The 16,093-nt window shown below is 64.0% G+C and carries 13 protein-coding genes and 1 pseudogene; 6 read left to right on the top strand and 8 right to left on the bottom strand.

The window, feature by feature from the left end:
• Position 1: 1 nt before the first annotated feature.
• The gene (locus tag OC537_RS03300) at positions 2 to 475 is read right to left on the bottom strand and encodes a hypothetical protein (RefSeq protein ID WP_262109340.1); all 474 of its coding nucleotides are present in this window, start codon (positions 473 to 475) and stop codon (positions 2 to 4) included.
• 173 nt (positions 476 to 648) lie between these two features.
• Here OC537_RS03300 and OC537_RS03295 point away from each other — a divergent pair, with 173 nt between their 5' ends.
• The gene (locus tag OC537_RS03295; protein WP_262109338.1) at positions 649 to 2,733 is read left to right on the top strand and encodes a putative bifunctional diguanylate cyclase/phosphodiesterase; all 2,085 of its coding nucleotides are present in this window, start codon (positions 649 to 651) and stop codon (positions 2,731 to 2,733) included.
• 238 nt (positions 2,734 to 2,971) lie between these two features.
• Positions 2,972 to 3,262: a hypothetical protein gene (locus OC537_RS03290; RefSeq protein WP_262109336.1), complete on the top strand. Its 291-nt coding sequence runs from the start codon at positions 2,972 to 2,974 to the stop codon at positions 3,260 to 3,262.
• A 60-nt stretch (positions 3,263 to 3,322) separates the two neighbouring features.
• On the opposite strand, the gene OC537_RS03285 is transcribed toward OC537_RS03290, so the two are convergent.
• Together OC537_RS03285 and speA are read right to left on the bottom strand one after the other, a co-directional pair.
• The gene (locus OC537_RS03285; protein ID WP_139746065.1) at positions 3,323 to 3,511 is read right to left on the bottom strand and encodes a hypothetical protein; all 189 of its coding nucleotides are present in this window, start codon (positions 3,509 to 3,511) and stop codon (positions 3,323 to 3,325) included.
• A gap of 279 nt (positions 3,512 to 3,790) precedes the next feature.
• Positions 3,791 to 5,692 (bottom strand): biosynthetic arginine decarboxylase, encoded by a 1,902-nt coding sequence (gene speA / locus OC537_RS03280; protein ID WP_111912556.1) that lies wholly within the window; start codon positions 5,690 to 5,692, stop codon positions 3,791 to 3,793.
• A 1,061-nt stretch (positions 5,693 to 6,753) separates the two neighbouring features.
• On the opposite strand from speA, the gene pepT reads away from it, so the two are divergent.
• Both pepT and OC537_RS03270 read left to right on the top strand, forming a co-directional pair.
• Complete coding sequence (gene pepT / locus OC537_RS03275) at positions 6,754 to 7,980, top strand: peptidase T (RefSeq protein ID WP_262109326.1); 1,227 nt, start codon at positions 6,754 to 6,756, stop codon at positions 7,978 to 7,980.
• A gap of 147 nt (positions 7,981 to 8,127) precedes the next feature.
• A pseudogene (locus OC537_RS03270) lies at positions 8,128 to 9,854 on the top strand (lysophospholipid acyltransferase family protein).
• A gap of 66 nt (positions 9,855 to 9,920) precedes the next feature.
• Here OC537_RS03270 and OC537_RS03265 read toward each other — a convergent pair.
• From OC537_RS03265 to OC537_RS03250, 4 genes are all read right to left on the bottom strand, one after another.
• A complete protein-coding gene (locus OC537_RS03265; protein WP_234691847.1) occupies positions 9,921 to 10,232 on the bottom strand; it encodes a SelT/SelW/SelH family protein in 312 nt (103 codons plus the stop codon).
• Positions 10,229 to 11,350, bottom strand: coding sequence for an adenosylhomocysteinase (locus OC537_RS03260; protein WP_262109321.1), 1,122 nt, complete (start codon positions 11,348 to 11,350; stop codon positions 10,229 to 10,231). Before OC537_RS03260 ends, OC537_RS03265 begins: the two co-directional genes overlap by 4 nt.
• A 185-nt stretch (positions 11,351 to 11,535) precedes the next feature.
• Positions 11,536 to 12,273, bottom strand: a complete 738-nt coding sequence (locus OC537_RS03255) for a hypothetical protein (protein ID WP_262109319.1) — start codon at positions 12,271 to 12,273, stop codon at positions 11,536 to 11,538.
• A complete protein-coding gene (locus OC537_RS03250) occupies positions 12,273 to 12,833 on the bottom strand; it encodes a YceI family protein (RefSeq protein ID WP_025326429.1) in 561 nt (186 codons plus the stop codon). Before OC537_RS03250 ends, OC537_RS03255 begins: the two co-directional genes overlap by 1 nt.
• A gap of 110 nt (positions 12,834 to 12,943) precedes the next feature.
• Between OC537_RS03250 and OC537_RS03245 the strand changes: the two genes are divergently transcribed.
• Positions 12,944 to 13,846 carry a LysR family transcriptional regulator gene (locus tag OC537_RS03245; protein WP_262109316.1) on the top strand — a complete coding sequence of 301 codons (903 nt, stop codon included), beginning with the start codon at positions 12,944 to 12,946 and terminating at the stop codon, positions 13,844 to 13,846.
• A 1-nt stretch (position 13,847) separates the two neighbouring features.
• Here the strand turns inward: OC537_RS03245 and OC537_RS03240 are convergent, their stop codons facing one another.
• A complete protein-coding gene (locus OC537_RS03240) occupies positions 13,848 to 14,261 on the bottom strand; it encodes a hypothetical protein (protein ID WP_262109313.1) in 414 nt (137 codons plus the stop codon).
• 66 nt (positions 14,262 to 14,327) lie between these two features.
• Between OC537_RS03240 and OC537_RS03235 the strand changes: the two genes are divergently transcribed.
• Positions 14,328 to 16,058 (top strand): formate--tetrahydrofolate ligase, encoded by a 1,731-nt coding sequence (locus OC537_RS03235; RefSeq protein WP_262109311.1) that lies wholly within the window; start codon positions 14,328 to 14,330, stop codon positions 16,056 to 16,058.
• Positions 16,059 to 16,093: the final 35 nt, after the last annotated feature.

Genomic DNA, 16,093 nt, shown 5'->3' with positions numbered 1-16,093 from the left:
CTTATCGCATGGCGGCACAGGCCTTGTCGCGCTGGGCAAGCAGGGCTTCGTCTTCGCTCTCCATGGCCGCCAGAATGGCCTGATTGCAGGCCCGCTCCGCCAGCTTCGCCGGGCTCTGCTTGGCATCGGCGATCTCCGCAATCATGGGGCGAAAGCCGATGGCGGCCGAGCAGTACATGGTGCGGAACTTAGGGAGCTGCCAGCTACTGTCATCCTGGCGCGATAACTCATCGCACAGCTTGCCAAACAGTGCCCTTGCCTTGACCGTACACTGGCTAAAGCGCCGCACATCCTGCTCATAGGGACGGCAGACGCTGTTCTGTTTGATCTGCCAGAGCTGATAAGAGAAGGGGACTTGCTCCCCCTCATACAGCACCACCAGCGCCTTGACCTCGGTGCCATTGAATCGCCCCTGCTTTTCAAGCGGGAAAATTTGGAACCCGCCTTGGGACAAGGGGCGGGAGGGCATTGCCATCAAGGGATAAATTCAGTGTTTTTACTCTGATCCTGGGCCCATTTTGGTGCGTATAGCTGGCCGGTATGGGGCACCTCTGGTGTACAATCTCCAGCCCGATTTTCCTCCCCAGCCCGGCCATGGCTCAGGCCGTTATCCATCCCAGAGTGAATCAAGTGACCGCGACCCACCCCATGCTCGACAGTTATTACAGCCAGGATCTGGTGTTTTTCTCCATCCTGGTGGCGGTGCTCGCCTCTTACACGGCGCTGAATATGACGAGCCGGGTGAGCCAGAGCCGTGGACGGGCCGCCGCCCTCTGGCTCGCGGGGGGCGCCTTCGCCATGGGGCTTGGCATCTGGTCCATGCATTTTATCGGCATGCTCGCCTTCAACCTGCCCATAGCGCTGGGCTACGATCTGACACTGACCGGGCTCTCCCTGGTGGCGGCCATCGGCTCCTCGGCCTTCGCGCTCTGGCTGGTGAGCCGCCCCGAGCTACCCTGGCGCCAGATCGCGGGGGGCGCCCTGCTGATGGGGGCCGGCATCGCCGCCATGCACTACATCGGCATGGCGGCCATGAAGATAGAGCCTGGTATTCACTACCACAGCGGGCTCTTCGTCCTCTCCATCCTCATCGCCATGCTCGCCTCCGGCGCCGCGCTCTGGATTGCGTTTCGCCTGCGAAACAGCACACCGCGCGCCTTCTTTCGCAAGGCCCTCGCCTCCCTGGTCATGGGGGCCGCCATCATCGGCATGCACTACACCGGCATGGCGGCGGCCCAGTTCCCCGAGGGGAGCCTGTGCGGCGCCCTCTACACCGGCCTCAATACCCAGTGGCTCGCGACCGTCATCATCATAGTGACCCTGGCGGTGTTCGCCATCGCCCTGGTCCTCTCCCTGCTGGATGCCCACGCAGCCCGCCTCTCGACCTCCTTGCACCTGGCCCACGACGAGCTGCTCAAGCTGGCGCTCCATGACAGCCTGACCCGGCTGCCGAACCGGCTGCTGTTTGCCGACCGGCTGGAGCAGCGCATCCAGGAGTGCCAGCACAATCAGCGCAGCTTCTCCTTGCTGTTTCTCGATCTCGACGGCTTCAAGATCATCAACGATGCCCACGGTCACCACACCGGGGATCTGCTGCTGGCCGAGGTGGCGACCAGGATCACCGGGCTGCTCGGCGCCAGCGACACCGCCTCGCGCTTTGGCGGCGACGAGTTCGTGCTGGCCCTGGCGCCGGGGGACATCACCCAGACCACGGCCTTCGCCGAGCGGCTGCTGGCGACTCTGGCCCGGCCCTATCCCTGGGAGCATCACAGCCTGCACATCACCGCCAGCATCGGCATCGCCGTCTATCCCCAGGATGGCACCAGCCTGCACGAGCTGACCCTCAACGCCGATGCCGCCATGTACTACGCCAAGCAGCGGGGGCGCAACGACTACTACTACTTCGACAGCGCCATGAATGCCAACGCCCACCAGCAGTTCTTGCTGCAAAAGGAGCTGCGCCATGCCCTGGAGCGGGGGGAGCTGGCCCTGCACTATCAGCCCAAGTACGGCGCCCGCAGCGGCGAGGTGGTCGGCGCCGAGGCGCTGCTGCGCTGGCAGCATCCGCACCATGGCGCCATCTCCCCGGCGAGCTTCCTGCCCCTGGCGGAGAAGACCCGGCTCATCATCCCCATCGGCAACTGGGTACTGGATGAGGCCTGCCGTCAGATGAGCCGCTGGCGGGAGGCGGGTCATCACGACTGGAGCGTGGCGGTGAACCTCTCCACCATACAACTGGCCAGCCCCGGCTTGCTGGAGGTGGTGGAGGCCGCCCTCGCCCGCCACCGGCTCGAGGCCCGCCACCTCACCCTGGAGATCACCGAATCCACCGCCATGGAGAACGCCGAGGAGAGCCTGGCCATCCTCAATCGCTTGGCAAAGCTTGGGCTTGGCATCTCCATCGATGACTTCGGCACCGGCTACTCCAGCCTGCTCTACCTCAAGCGCTTCCCCGCCAACGAACTCAAGATAGACAGGGGCTTCGTCGCCACCCTGGCGCACGAGGGGGACGATGCCACCATCATCGGCGCCATCATAGCCCTGGGCCAGGCCCTGGGGATGCGCATCGTGGCCGAAGGGGTAGAGACCCCGGAGCAGCGCGCCCTGCTGACCCAGCTCGGCTGCGACACCCTGCAGGGCTATCTGCTGGGGCGCCCCATGCCGGGGGAGCAACTGCTGGCCCACTGCGAGGCGCCACTCCCTACGCCTGAGTGGCACAGCCTGCCCGCCTGATCCTGCCGTGGGGGCAGAGCCGCCCGGGTGCAGGGGCAATGCCACAACGCCTTGCCGCGCTCGGCCTGCTCCCCTGCCCCGGGCACGCCTTCCAATTGCGCCTCTCGCTGAATCGGGTCGGCCGCCCCAACAAAGAGTCGAATATTGCTTTCCGTCCCCTGCACAGGCGGCAAACAGGGAGGCCGTTCGACGAGTGGCAATCACATCAAGGCAACGCCGTGCAGGCGAGGAATCGCAGATGGCCAGATACCAGTTTTTCTCCATTCCGGCCTCCAACCGGCAGCAGTACACCTTTATCGACATGGCCTCCCCCAGCTTTCTGACCGAGAAAGCGGCGCTGCTGGCGCAGGGATTCGAGGTGCAGGAGGGTTTTATCTATGCCGCCAGCCCCCAGGAGGCGGTGGAGAAGCACAGATCAGACTTTCTCTATGTGACAGACGAAGCGGGCAAGTCAGACAGCAGCTATACCGCAGCGAGCGCCCTGATGGAGATGGGCAAGAGACTGTTTGGCCGCAAGACAAACGGCTGACAGGAAAAACAGAAGGTGGCCATCGCGGCACATTGCCCGATGGCCATGAGACAGTCCTGCTCAGCAGCGGGCCAGTTGCTGGAGCATGGCTATCAGCTCCTCTTCGCTGCCGGGCTCATAGGCCAGTTGCAGGCTGGGCGCCGCGCCCCCCATCAGCATGTAGACCTGGGTGCTGCAATGATCGTAGTGATACCACTTACCGTCGATACAGAGGTCGGTATAGCATCTCGGGTCCCTTTTCAGTTCCATATGCGCATCCTTTTGTTACATCCCATCAACATCACTCCTGACCGTAAAATAACCGGTCCGAGTCCCATTTGATGTGGATCAAGGGAAGCGGCAGGCGGGCGCAGATATCTGCCGGATCTGTGGCCTGCCAGAGCCAGGGCCGGCTCCTGCTCTCCAAATGAAGAGGGGGATTCGCCTCGCTACATCACCGGATGGGCGGATCCTGGCAACAAAAACGGCGCCCGAAGGCGCCGTTTTTCATTCCCGTCTTTGCAGCGACGGGGCGAACCAGCCCGTGGCTTATTCGTCTTCCAGGTAGGCGTAGCCTTGCAGACCCAGCTCCAGCTCGTCGAGCAGGGCCTTGCGGGTCGCGTCGTCCAGCGCCGGGTGGGAGACGATCCGCTGGTAGTTCTCGCGGATGACGGACGGGTCGATGTTGACGTAACGCAGCAGCTGATCGACGGTATCGCCGCGCACCACGTTGCGAATGTCCATCTTGCCTTCCTCGTCCAGCCACACTTCCGCGCAGTGGGTATCACCGAACAGGTTGTGCAGATCCCCCAGGATCTCCTGGTAGGCACCCACCAGGAAGAAGCCGACGTGGCACTCTTCGTTCTCGCCGTACTCCGGCATCGGCAGTGTGCTCTCGACACCCAGACCGTCGACGTAGTGCTCTACCTGACCGTCGGAGTCACAGGTGATGTCCATCAGGATGCCGCGGCGGGTGAGCGGACGCTCGAGGCCGGTGAGCGGCATCACGGGGAACACCTGACCTATGCCCCAGGCATCGGGCAGGGACTGGAACAGGGAGAAGTTCGCGAAGCACTTGTCTGCCAGCTTCTCGGAGAGCTCGTCGGCCAGGGCGCGGTGGTTGCGGTTGACCGGGTTGAGCAGCTCCTTGAGCGCCAGGCAGGTGTTCTGGTGCAGCATCTCGGCCCAGGCCCGCTGCTCGAGGTTCAAGAGACCCATGGTGAACTGGGCGTTCACATCCCCAAGGTCGGCCACGGAGTCGTGGAAGATCTCCAGCAGGGAGGGATCTTCACTGCGCAGGTCCAGCCAGCCTTTCCACATGTTCTGCAAGATGGTCGGGGCGTCTTCATCCGGCGCATGGATGTCGTTCACCTCCACCCCTTCGGCACCAATCAGATTGGTGACCAGCACGGCGTGGTGGGCGGTCAGGGCACGGCCGGACTCGCTGATGATGGTCGGGTGCGGCAGGTCGAACTCGCGGCACACATCGCCTATGCCCCACACCACGTTGTTGGCGTACTCGGACAGGCTGTAGTTGGCGGAGCAGTGGCTCTGGGAGCGGGTGCCCTCATAGTCCACACCCAGGCCGCCGCCCACATCGACCACGTCGATGGGCACCCCTAAGCGACGCAGTTCGGCATAGAAGCGGCCGCACTCACGGATGCCGCCCTGGATGTCGCGGATGTTGGCTATCTGGGAGCCCAGGTGGAAGTGCAGCAGTTGCAGGCAATCGAGCTTGCCTAGGCTGCGCAGACGCTCCACCAGCGCCAGGATCTGGGAGGCGGAGAGGCCGAACTTGGACATGGAGCCACCGCTCGATTCCCACATGCCGGAGCCGGTGGAGGCGAGCTTGGCACGCACCCCTATGTTGGGCTTGATGTTGAGGCGAACTGACTCGTCCAGCACCATTTCCAGCTCGGAGGGTTTCTCCACCACTATGTAGACCTTGTGGCCCATCAGGTTGCCCAAGAGGGCGTGGCGGATGTATTCGCGGTCCTTGTAACCGTTGCAGACGATCACGGAGCCTTGCTCATGATGATGGGACAGCACGGCCAGCAGCTCCGGTTTGGAGCCGGCCTCCAGCCCAAGCCGCGGCTTGTCGCTGTAGGACTGACTGATGGTCTCGATGACGCGACGCTGCTGGTTTACCTTGATCGGGTAAACGCACAGGTAGTCCCCTTCATAGCCTGACTTCTCGATGGCCTGACCGAAGGCGTTGAACAACGCATCGACCCGGCTCTTGAGGATGTCGGGGAAACGCAGCAATACCGGGGTAGTCAGTCCGGACTGGCGCAGCTGTTCGATGGCCTCGGACAGCACTATATGCGCCCCGGGACGAGACTTGTCGGGGGAGACGGTCACATGACCGGCGTCATTGATATTGAAAAAACCCGCACCCCAGTAGGGAACGTTGTAGACCTTCAAGGAGTCCTTGCTGGACCAGTTAGTCATGGGCTATGCCTCGCAAATGAGCGGCCAGAAGGCCGCCTTCGTTACCCTCAATCACATCCAGACCATCGATTGCAACATGCGGCGAGCAAAGGCTGCCTGCGGGCACCCGGTGCGTCACTGCCAGCGGGGGAGGCGTTGTCGCCTGACCCTGGGCCTTGTCACAGCCGGATCCTCTATTGCACATCGCGGCAAGCCAAGGCTGCCTGGTGGATCTTGGGAAGTAACGAGTCTTGATGTGGGGCTGGTGGCTTTACATCAAGCTCAACGGTATGCGGTGCCACTCTAATGGGGCGCCGCGGTACTTTGATGACAACCGGCATCAGCCACGCCGTTCGTTCATCATTCGGCAGCCATCCCGACAGAAGGAGAGAGGTTCAAGGAAGAGAAGGGTAGACGTCAGCACGCACGCGTGTTGATAAACGACAACCACCACAGCCCGCTCAACGCCAGTGACCGCCCATGACAAGGGAAGATGATGAGCCGTTGGCCCACTCGGTCAGTAGGTGATGAGAGTCTGTTGTTCTCCCTGATACCGGAGCCTAACCGGTATTAAAGAAACCATTCCCCAGCAGTGTCTGTCGTTTCTGCGTGCCTCGCCCTATAGGCGTCTGATCCTGTCGGTGTCTGGCGGCCTCTGCCTGCTCAGGGTTACCCTCGGATCGGCGCGGAGTGTACACACTTACCGGCGCCACTGACAATAAAAAATCGTGTTAAAAAATGGGTTTTGATCGATGGGTCAAATCTTGCTGCCAGCAAGGCTGGCTCTGGGATGGCGAGGGATGAGCCCGCTCGGGATTGGCCCTGAAAATAACAGGGGAACCGGCCATTTTCCCCCACCCCTTGCCAGTGCTGGGCCGGGGGGAAATTCAGCCCTTTCGCATATGCATGACCAGTTTTAAATTCGGAATTTTTATTCAAAACACCTTAGGGCTGAGCCCCCTTCCCCAGCGTTCCTCCCGGGATCCCTGCCCCGACAAATTCATCAAAAACTGCGCTGACGCAATGAGCAGTCCGGCCGTCTTGTCCACAATGGTCCCTCTTTTGTGGTTTGAGGCCTGCCAATGGATACCCTGCTTGAGCGTTTTCTGCGTTACCTGACTTTTCATACCCGCTCCGATGCGACCAATCCTGCCTGTCCCAGCAGCGAGGGCCAGCTCGTCTTCGCCCGCGCCCTCTTCGAGGAGATGATCCAGCTGGGGCTGACCCAGGTCACCCTGGACGAGCACGGCTATCTCACCGCCTGCCTGCCGGGTAACCAGCCGGATGCACCGGCCATCGGGCTCATCGCCCACATGGATACCGCCGATTACGAGGCCGCGCAGGTGGTGCCCCAGATAGTCGAGCACTATCAGGGGGGCGACATCTGCCTCGGCAAGGGGGACGAGGTGCTGGCCATTCGCCAGTACCGCTGCCTGAAAAACTACCTGGGGCAGGATCTCATCACCACGGACGGCACCACCCTGCTTGGGGCCGACGACAAGGCGGGCATCGCCGAGATCCTCACCGCCGCCCAGTACCTGCTGGCCAACCCCGACATCCCCCGCGGGGATCTCTGGATAGGCTTCACCCCGGATGAGGAGATAGGCCGCGGCGCCGATCTGTTCCCCTTGGACAGATTCCCGGCCAAATGGGCCTATACCGTCGATGGCGGTGAACTGGGCGAGCTGGAGTATGAAAACTTCAACGCCGCCAGCGCCACTGTGCGCATCACAGGCAACAACGTGCACCCCGGCACCGCCAAGGGCAGCATGATCAACAGCCAGACCCTGGCCGCCCGCTTCCACGCCGAGATGCCCCCCGAGCAGACCCCGGAGTGCACGGCAGGGTATGAGGGCTTCTTCCACCTGGCCCGGATGGAGGGCACTGTGGAGGAGAGCACACTGCACTACCTCATTCGCGACTTCGACGACGACCACTTCGCCGCCCGCAAGGCCCAGCTCAAGGAGCGGGTCGCCTCCTTGCAGCTCGACTGCCCCAAGGCGCGCATCGAGCTGACGATAGAGGACAACTACCGCAACATGCGCAGCCAGATAGCGCCGCACATGCACATAGTCGAGCTGGCCAGGGCCGCCATGGAGGCCGCCGACGTGGTCCCCAAGATCAAGCCCATCCGCGGCGGCACCGACGGCGCCCGCCTCTCCTTTATGGGGCTGCCCTGCCCCAACCTCTTCACCGGTGGTCACAACTTCCACGGCAAGCACGAGTTCATCCCGCTGCAATCCATGGAGAAGGCGGTCGCCACCCTGGTGGCACTGGTGCGGCTCACCTCGGCCTGGCGGGAGCAGTGACGCCGCCTGAACGGGGCCGGGCCGAGGGAAAGCAATAACGGCGGTCTGAGCGGGGTCCTGCGCCCCGTCATCAAACCGTCACACCGCTGCCACAAAGGGGAAACCGGGTAGCGGCAGGCTGGGGCAACGTTCCGCGGAGCCTTGCCCATGTTCAACGTCGATACCCTGCTGGGGCAGCATCTGCCCCGCCTCGCCACCCAACCCCTGATCCGTCCCCTGCTCCGGCAGGGGCTGCGCTGGCTGCTGCACGAGGAGGCCTTCACCGAGTTTGCCGAGCGCCATCCTCACCTGCGCGGCCTCGACTTCGTCGAGCAGGCCCTAGGCGCCCTCGATTTTGACTACTGGGTGAGCGAGGCCGAACTCGAGAACATCCCCGCCAGCGGCCGGGTCATGATAGTCGCGAACCACCCCATAGGATCCCTGGACGGGCTGGCCCTGCTGCGCCTGCTCGGCCGCATCCGCCCCGACGTCAAGATAGTGGCCAACCAGTTGCTGGCGGAGATCCGTCCCCTGCGCCCCCTGCTGCTGCCGGTGGACAACCTGGGGGGCAAGACAGACAGGCGCGCCATCCTGGCTATGGGGGAACACCTGGCACAAGAAGGCGCCCTCATCATCTTTCCCGCCGGCGAAGTGTCGCGCCTCGGCCCCAAGGGGGTGAAGGACGGCCCCTGGCAGGGGGGCTTCATCAAGCTCGCCAGGCGCACCCGCACCCCGCTGGTGCCCATTCATCTGGACGGGCGCAACGGCCTCCCCTTCTATCTCGCCTCCTGGCTCCACAAGCCCGCCTCCGCCCTGCTGCTGGTGCGCCAGCTGTTTCGCCAGCAGGGGCGGCGCATCTCCCTCACCCTGGGGGAACGCATCCCGCCCCAGAGCCTCGGGGAGCTCGCCCCCAAAACAGCGGCCGCCCTGGTGCGCCGCCACCTCTATCGCCTCGGCAAGGGGAAGAAGGGCCCCCTGGCGACCGAGGCCCCCATAGCCCTGCCGGAGGAGCGCCGTCAGCTCAAGCAGGCCATAGACGACTGCGAGCTGCTCGGACAGACCCCGGACGGCCAGCGCATCCTGCTCTATCGCCGCCACGAGCAGGGCCACTCTGTGATACTGCGCGAGCTGGGGCGACTGCGGGAGATCGCCTTTCGCGCCGTGGGGGAAGGCTCGGGCAGGCGGCGGGATCTCGACGCCTTCGACGATGACTACCACCACCTCATCCTCTGGGATCCGGCCCGCCTCGACATCATAGGGGCCTACCGCTTCGCCCCCGTGGCCGAGCTGCTGGCGCGCAAAGGCCTGAGCGGCCTCTACAGCCACACCCTGTTCGGGTTTGAAGAGAGGCTGCTGCCCCGGCTGGAGCAGGCCATCGAGCTTGGCCGCAGCTTCATCCAGCCCGCCTACTGGGGCAAGCGGGGGCTCGACTACCTCTGGTTCGGCATAGGGGCCTACCTGGCCCGCTACCCCCAGTATCGGTATCTGTTCGGGCCCGTGACCCTCTCAGGCAGCCTGCCACCGGCGGCAAGGATCTGCTGGTGGGCTTCTACCGCCAGCACTTCGCCCCCGAGCTTGCCCTTGCCCCCTCGCGCCGCCCCTACCCCGAGACGGCGCCCCTGTTCGAGGGGACCGATTACGGCGCCGATCTCAAGGCGCTCAAGGCCCGCCTCGACCACCTGGGCTGCGCCATCCCCACCCTCTACAAGCAGTATTCCGAGCTGTGCGAACCGGGGGGCGTGCAGTTCATGGACTTTGGCATAGACCCCGACTTCAACCACTGCATCGACGGCCTGGTGTGGGTGGACATGAGCCGCATCAAGCCCCACAAGCGGGCCCGCTACATAGGTTCTCCCGCGAGCGGGACCGACGCCCCGTCGTCTGCCGCCGCCTGATCCCCCGGGCAAAAAAAGAGAGGGAGGCCTGCGCCTCCCTCTCTCGTTCAACCCCTTGTCCCCGGCCTACTCGGTGGCAGGCTTGCGATCGGCGTGACCAAGATCGCGCTCCGGGGCTATGATGTCGCGCACCCGCTGCTTGATCTCTTTGGCCTCGGGGAAGCCTTCGTCGGCCACCCTGTCCCACACCTGTATCCCGTTGACCAGGATGCGAAACTCCCCCTTGCTGGCGGGCACCAGCGCCACCTCGCCGAGATCGCTGTCGAAGGTGGAGAGCAGCTCCTGGGCCAGCCAGGCGGCGCGCAGCATCCAGCGGCAGAGGGTGCAGTAGCGGATCTCGATGCGCGGCTTGCTGACCGGGGTCTGTGGTTCTGTCATGCGATGACTCCATGAAAATCGGTTAACCAGTGGCGGGCTATGGTCTGCATGGTGGCCTGGGGCAGCTCGAGCAGGCCGGGGGCAGGACTCTGCCCGGCCAGCTGGTGCACCCCTTCGATGATCTCAGCCAGCACCAGATAGACGTACTCGCCGATGACGGCGCCGTGGACGAAGTTCACCGCCTCGCCGCGATTGAGCAGGAAGATGGTGCTGCCATCCGGGCGCGTGAGCGCCAGCACATGGGGGCACACCTCCTCGCTCGGCCAGGGCAGCTGGGAGAGGCAGAAGGCGAACTCGTCGTCCGCCGAGGTGACAGAGGCCACCATGGCGCCGGGGCGCAGCGCCTGCAAGTCGGCGATATCCAGGGCCCCGTTGCCGGTGCAGCAGATCACCAGCTCGGCGCGGCCGAGGGCTTCGGCCTTGTTCACCAGCTTGAAGCCGTGGGAGAGCGCCTCCACCTGGCGCAGGGCATCCGTCTCCACCAGCTCCAGGTGCAGGTTGCGGCAGCGCAGCTCGCGGGCGATGCTGCGCCCCACCTTGCCATAGCCAAACAAGGCGGCCTGGCAGACGTTGAAGGTACGCCTCAGGGTGCGCGCCAGAGACTCGGCGGAGTAGACCACACTCAGGCCGATCTGGATGTCTTCCGCCTGCTTGAGGGGGCTGCGCGCCACCGAGATCACGGGGGCGGCCAGCAGCTCCTGTTCGTAGCGCTGATGGCCGTTCTCTGTCATCTCCACCACCCCGAGAAAGCGCTCGCCGAAGTGTTCAGAGAGTACCGCCTGGGTCTTGGCGAAGTAGCCGCCTATGTCCAGAATGATGAGCCGCTCGTGGGGTGCCACCAGGGGGGCTATCTGGGCAATGACGCCCTCGGGATCCGAGGTCCAGTGGCGATTGAGGGGCAGCACTGGGTAGTGCTGCTGGGCCCAGGCCAGGGTAGGTCCGTGCACGGACTTGGGTTTGGGCAGTATGGCGCCGACCCGCCCCACCCGGTCGAGCACCTGGATGAAATGGGGTCGGTCCGGGAGCAGGTGGGTCACCAGCAGAATGCAGAGATCCCCGAGGCGTCCCTGCTCGGTGAAATGGCGAAAAAACAGATGCTCAGATCCCTGACTGCGCAACTGTGGCCTCCTTAGCGTGCCGCGAGAAAGCAGGCAAACAGAACCCGGCATAGCCGGGTTCTGTGTGTGTCCAGATAATTGAAAATCCTTTTTATCTGAAAGCACCATGGGGCTCAATCTTTATCTGTGCAGACTTTGACTAACCCATCAATTTATAAGGTAATAGTCTGTTTTTCATGCAGAAATTAATAAAGTGATGCCTCTGGCCAGACCCACCACAGACTCAAACCAGCACCAATTGCCCCGACCAGGATCAGCAGACCCCAACGAGACAACCCCGGGCGCTTGCGCAGGGCCCACTCCAAGAGCGGCAGCAACCAGACCGGCAGCAGCACCAGCAGCGGCACTTCCACATATTGCCAGGCCAGCATCTGCACGAAGGCCAGCGCCAGCGCCAGGGCGGCCGGAGTCACCTTGATGCCCGCAAAGGCACCGAGCAGGGCACGGAAACCGGCGAAGGCGGCCAGGGCGCCCGCCAGCTGGGCGATCAGCAGGCTGCCATCGATGCCGATGACCAGCGCCAACCAGATGAAGCCCAGGGTAAAGCCCAGCCCCTCCTCGCTGTCACCGCGCCAGCCCGTCCAGCCGAACCAGGCGATGGCGGGCAAGAGGGCCAGCCAGATGCGCGGCTCGATGTCGAGCACCGAGGCCAGCCCCTGCCACCACACCAGGGCACCGAGCCCGGCGAACAGTGCCAGGGCTATGCCCTTGTCTGCCAGTTGCAGCGCCACGGCGGGCACCAGCAGGCACAGCGGCAGCCACTGCCACGCCTTGACCGGCAGGCCATAGGCGCCGCCCAGCAGGCAGCCCACCAGCCAGAGCGCGAGCGCCCCCCACAGATACCCCAGTCGCGGCCAGCGCCATGACAGCAAAGCGGCCCCTAAAGGAGCCGCCAGGGTTTGTAGCAAGAGTGCTGCGCCCATTACTTGCGCACGCCTTCGACGAACAGGTTGATGCTCATCTCATCCGGAATGCCCGGCAGCATGTAGTTCACGCCAAAGTCGCTGCGCTTGATGGTGGTGGTGGCGTTGAAGCCGCTGCGGTAGCCGCCCCAGGGATCCTTGCCTTCGCCGATGTGGACCATGTCGAAGGCCACGTCCTTGGAGACGCCGTGCAGGGTCAGGGTGCCCTTGAGCACGCCCTTGTCCTTGGTGCCTTCATAGCCGGAGCTGACGAAGGTCATCTTGGGGTACTGCTTGACGTCCAGGAAATCGGGACTGCGCAGGTGCTTGTCGCGGGCCTCGTGGTTGGAGTCCACGCTGGCGGCGTCGATTTCGAAGCTCGCCTTGGCGGCGGTCGGATTGGCATCGTCCATGCTGAAGGTGCCGCTGAAGGTGTTGAACCGGCCGACCAGCTCGGAGAAGCCGAGGTGGCCCACCTTGAACTGGACTGTGGTGTGAGCCGCATCGACATCGTAGTCGGCCGCCATCAGGGGAGCCGCCATAAACAGGCAGGAAGCCAGCAGGGCCTTGGTCATTTTCATTCCGATCGTTCCTTCATTGGGGGGTTCACATCGATATCCGACATGCTAACCTCCGAGCAGGAATGGATAATCATCGATTTATTAAAATAATTATCAACCGAGAGTGGAATATGGATCAGATAGCCGCCATGCGCACCTTCATCAAGGTGGTGGAGTGCCAGAGCTTTACCAAGGCCGCCCATCAGCTCGGCATCTCGGTCGCCATGACCTCCAAGCTGATGCAGCAGCTCGAGGAGTCATTGTCGACCCGACTGCTGTCACGCACCACCCGCCAGGTCAACCCCACAGAGGCGGGCCAGTTCTACTACCAGCGCTCCCTGGCCCTGCTGGCGGAGCTGGAAGAGACCCACAGCCAGCTCACCCACAACAACCAGCAGCCCCAGGGCACCCTCAAGCTCTCGGTGCCCATGGACTTTGGCTACCTGCATCTCTCCCCCGCCCTGCCGCTGTTTCGGACGCGCTTTCCCGAGCTCAAGCTGGAGATAGAGTACAGCGACCGGCGGGTGGCCCTGGTGGAGGAGGGATTCGATCTGGCGCTGCGGATCGGCAACCTGCCGGACTCCTCCCTGGTGGCCAAGCCGCTGGCCACCATGAAGCTGGTGGTGTGTGCCAGCCCCGACTATCTGGCCCGCAGGGGCACCCCAAAGACCCCGGAGGATCTCAAGCAGCACGACTGCCTCATCTATACCCTGACCCAGCCGGACTGGGTCTTCAAACGGGATGGTGAGCAGCAAAGCGTGCGTCCGCAAGGGCCCCTTCGCGCCAACAACGGGGTGGCCCTGACCCGGGCCGCCTGCGACCACCAGGGCATCATATTGCAACCCACCTTCATCGTCGGGGATGCGCTGCGCTCAGGCGCCTTGGTGCCCCTGTTGCCGGAATGGGAGAAGGGACAGGTGGGGCTCTATGCCCTCTATCCGCACCGCCGTTTCGTCTCGGCCAAGGTGCGCTGCTTCATCGAGTTCGTGCAGGAGCGCTACCTGGCCCCCCACTACTGGGACAGGGAGGTGTGAACTAGCGCGCTGGGCCGGCCGGCAGTGGCAGCTCGGCCACCAGCAGCAGATCGCGCAAAGTCAGCTGCCAGTGCGGCAGGCGCCGCGCCAGGGTGGCGAGCTGCTCCTCGCCAAGCGCATAGGGCAGGGTGATGTGCAGACAGTGGCAATCGAGCATGGCCGCCAGTTGCAGGATCAGCGTGAGGTTGGCCTCGTCCGTCTTGCGCTTGTTGATGCGCTTGGCGAGCTCCTGGCGAAAGTGAGTCTCGGGATCCTGGGTCATCGCCTGCCAGCCGTAGCCGAACAGCGGGACCAAGGCGCTGACGATGCCAAGGGCGGTGAGCGGCTGCTTGGGAGGATGGTAGAGGGCATTGAGGTCCAGCAGTATGGGGCTTTGATGGGGCTCACGACTGCCGGATAAAATAGTATTACTCATTGGATAACCTTATTGATTCCTCTAGACTTCGCCGCATCTTTGACCTGACATGCCAACGAGGTGCTGATGCTAAGCGATATCGAGATCTCCCGCCAGTCCCCCCGTCTCTCCATTCAGGCGCTGGCCGAACGCCTCGCCATCCAACCCCACCAGCTCAGCCCCCAGGGCCACCACAAGGGCAAACTCAGTCTCGAGCTGCTCAAGTCCCGGCCCAGGCAGGCAGGTCAACTGGTGCTGGTGAGCGCCATTACCCCGACGCCCCTTGGCGAGGGCAAGACGGTCACCACCCTCGGCCTCTCCATGGGCCTCAACCACATAGGCCAGCCCAGCATAGCCACCATACGCCAGCCGAGTCTCGGGCCGGTGTTCGGGGTCAAGGGGGGCGCCGCCGGCGGCGGACATGCCCAGGTGGTGCCCATGGAGGAGATGAACCTGCACCTCACCGGGGACTTTCATGCCCTCTGCGCCGCCCATAATCTGGCGGCGGCGGCCCTGGATGCCCGTCTGTTCCACGAGCAGAAACTGGGCGAGCAGTTCAGCGCCAGAACCGGCCTCTCGCGCCTCGAGATAGACCCGGCCAACATCCTCTGGCCGCGCACTCTGGACATGAATGACCGCGCCCTGCGCCACCTCACCCTAGGCCAGGGCGGCCCCGCCGACGGGGTGGAGCGTGCCGACCGCTTCGTCATCACCGCCGCCTCCGAGCTGATGGCCATCCTGGCGCTGGCAAGCGATCTGAAAGACTTGCGCGCGCGCATAGGCCGCATCCAGCTGGCGCTGGACATCCGCGGCAACCCCATCACCGCCGAGCAGCTGGAGGTGGCGGGCGCCATGACGGTGCTGCTCAAAGACGCCCTGCAACCGACCCTGATGCAGACCACGGAGCAGACCCCGGTGCTGGTGCACGCCGGCCCCTTCGCCAACATCGCCCACGGCAACTCCTCCGTCATCGCCGATCGCATCGCCCTGGGCCTCACCGACTATGTGGTGACCGAGGCGGGCTTTGGCTCCGACATGGGGCTGGAGAAGTTCTTCAACATCAAGAGCCGCCAGTCCGGCATCACCCCCGCCTGCGTGGTGCTGGTGGCCACGGTGCGCGGTCTCAAGGCCAACAGCGGCCTGCTCGACATTCGCCCGGGCCAGCCGCTGCCGGCGAGCCTCCAGGGGGAAGATCTGCCCACCCTCATGCAGGGCTGCGCCAACCTCGCCTGGCATATCCGCAACGCCCGCCGTTATGGGGTGCCCGTGGTGGTCGCCATCAACCGCTTCCCGAGCGACAGCCAGGCCGAGCTGGATCTGCTGGCTCGCGAGGCACTGACCGCCGGCGCCTGTGACGCCGCCATCTCCCACGCCTTCACCGAGGGGGGCGCGGGCACCAGCGAACTGGCCCGGGCCGTGGTCGCCGCCTGCGAGCAACCCAGCAAGGTGAAGCTGCTCTACCCAAACGAGATGAGCCTCGGCGCCAAGCTCGCCACCCTGGTGGAGTGCGGCTACGGCGGGCGCGGTGTGCGGCTCTCGGACAAGGCGCGCCAGCAGTTGGCCCGGCTCTCGGCCGAGGGTTGGGATCACCTGCCCATCTGCGTGGCCAAGACGCCGCTCTCCATCAGCCATGATCCTGCCATCAAGGGAGTACCGACGGACTTCGAGGTGCCCATCGAGGAGGTGAAGCTCTGCGCCGGCGCCGGCTTCGTCTATGCCCTGGCAGGCCCCATCATGACAATGCCTGGCCTTGGTAGTCTGCCGGCTTATCGCCATATCGATATCGATGACGACGGCGAGATCATTGGACTGAGCTAAGAACCCTGTTGGCAGCCTGCCTTCCCTGAGCGTCA

It is taken from the genome of Aeromonas sp. Marseille-Q5825 (genome assembly GCF_946892685.1).
GTDB classification, from domain to species: Bacteria; Pseudomonadota; Gammaproteobacteria; order Enterobacterales; family Aeromonadaceae; genus Aeromonas; species Aeromonas rivipollensis.
Note: the sequence above shows the minus strand (reverse complement) of the source record. Positions and strands in the feature narration are given on the sequence as shown.

Bases quoted from the DNA above. Each gene is read 5' to 3' on its own strand.
- OC537_RS03300 (WP_262109340.1), bottom strand. From the start codon at position 475: ATGGCAATGCCCTCCCGCCCCTTGTCCCAAGGCGGGTTCCAAATTTTC.
- OC537_RS03295 (WP_262109338.1), top strand. From the start codon at position 649: ATGCTCGACAGTTATTACAGCCAGGATCTGGTGTTTTTCTCCATCCTG.
- OC537_RS03290 (WP_262109336.1), top strand. From the start codon at position 2,972: ATGGCCAGATACCAGTTTTTCTCCATTCCGGCCTCCAACCGGCAGCAG.
- OC537_RS03285 (WP_139746065.1), bottom strand. From the start codon at position 3,511: ATGGAACTGAAAAGGGACCCGAGATGCTATACCGACCTCTGTATCGAC.
- speA (WP_111912556.1), bottom strand. From the start codon at position 5,692: ATGACTAACTGGTCCAGCAAGGACTCCTTGAAGGTCTACAACGTTCCC.
- pepT (WP_262109326.1), top strand. From the start codon at position 6,754: ATGGATACCCTGCTTGAGCGTTTTCTGCGTTACCTGACTTTTCATACC.
- OC537_RS03265 (WP_234691847.1), bottom strand. From the start codon at position 10,232: ATGACAGAACCACAGACCCCGGTCAGCAAGCCGCGCATCGAGATCCGC.
- OC537_RS03255 (WP_262109319.1), bottom strand. From the start codon at position 12,273: ATGGGCGCAGCACTCTTGCTACAAACCCTGGCGGCTCCTTTAGGGGCC.
- OC537_RS03250 (WP_025326429.1), bottom strand. From the start codon at position 12,833: ATGAAAATGACCAAGGCCCTGCTGGCTTCCTGCCTGTTTATGGCGGCT.
- OC537_RS03245 (WP_262109316.1), top strand. From the start codon at position 12,944: ATGGATCAGATAGCCGCCATGCGCACCTTCATCAAGGTGGTGGAGTGC.
- OC537_RS03240 (WP_262109313.1), bottom strand. From the start codon at position 14,261: ATGAGTAATACTATTTTATCCGGCAGTCGTGAGCCCCATCAAAGCCCC.
- OC537_RS03235 (WP_262109311.1), top strand. From the start codon at position 14,328: ATGCTAAGCGATATCGAGATCTCCCGCCAGTCCCCCCGTCTCTCCATT.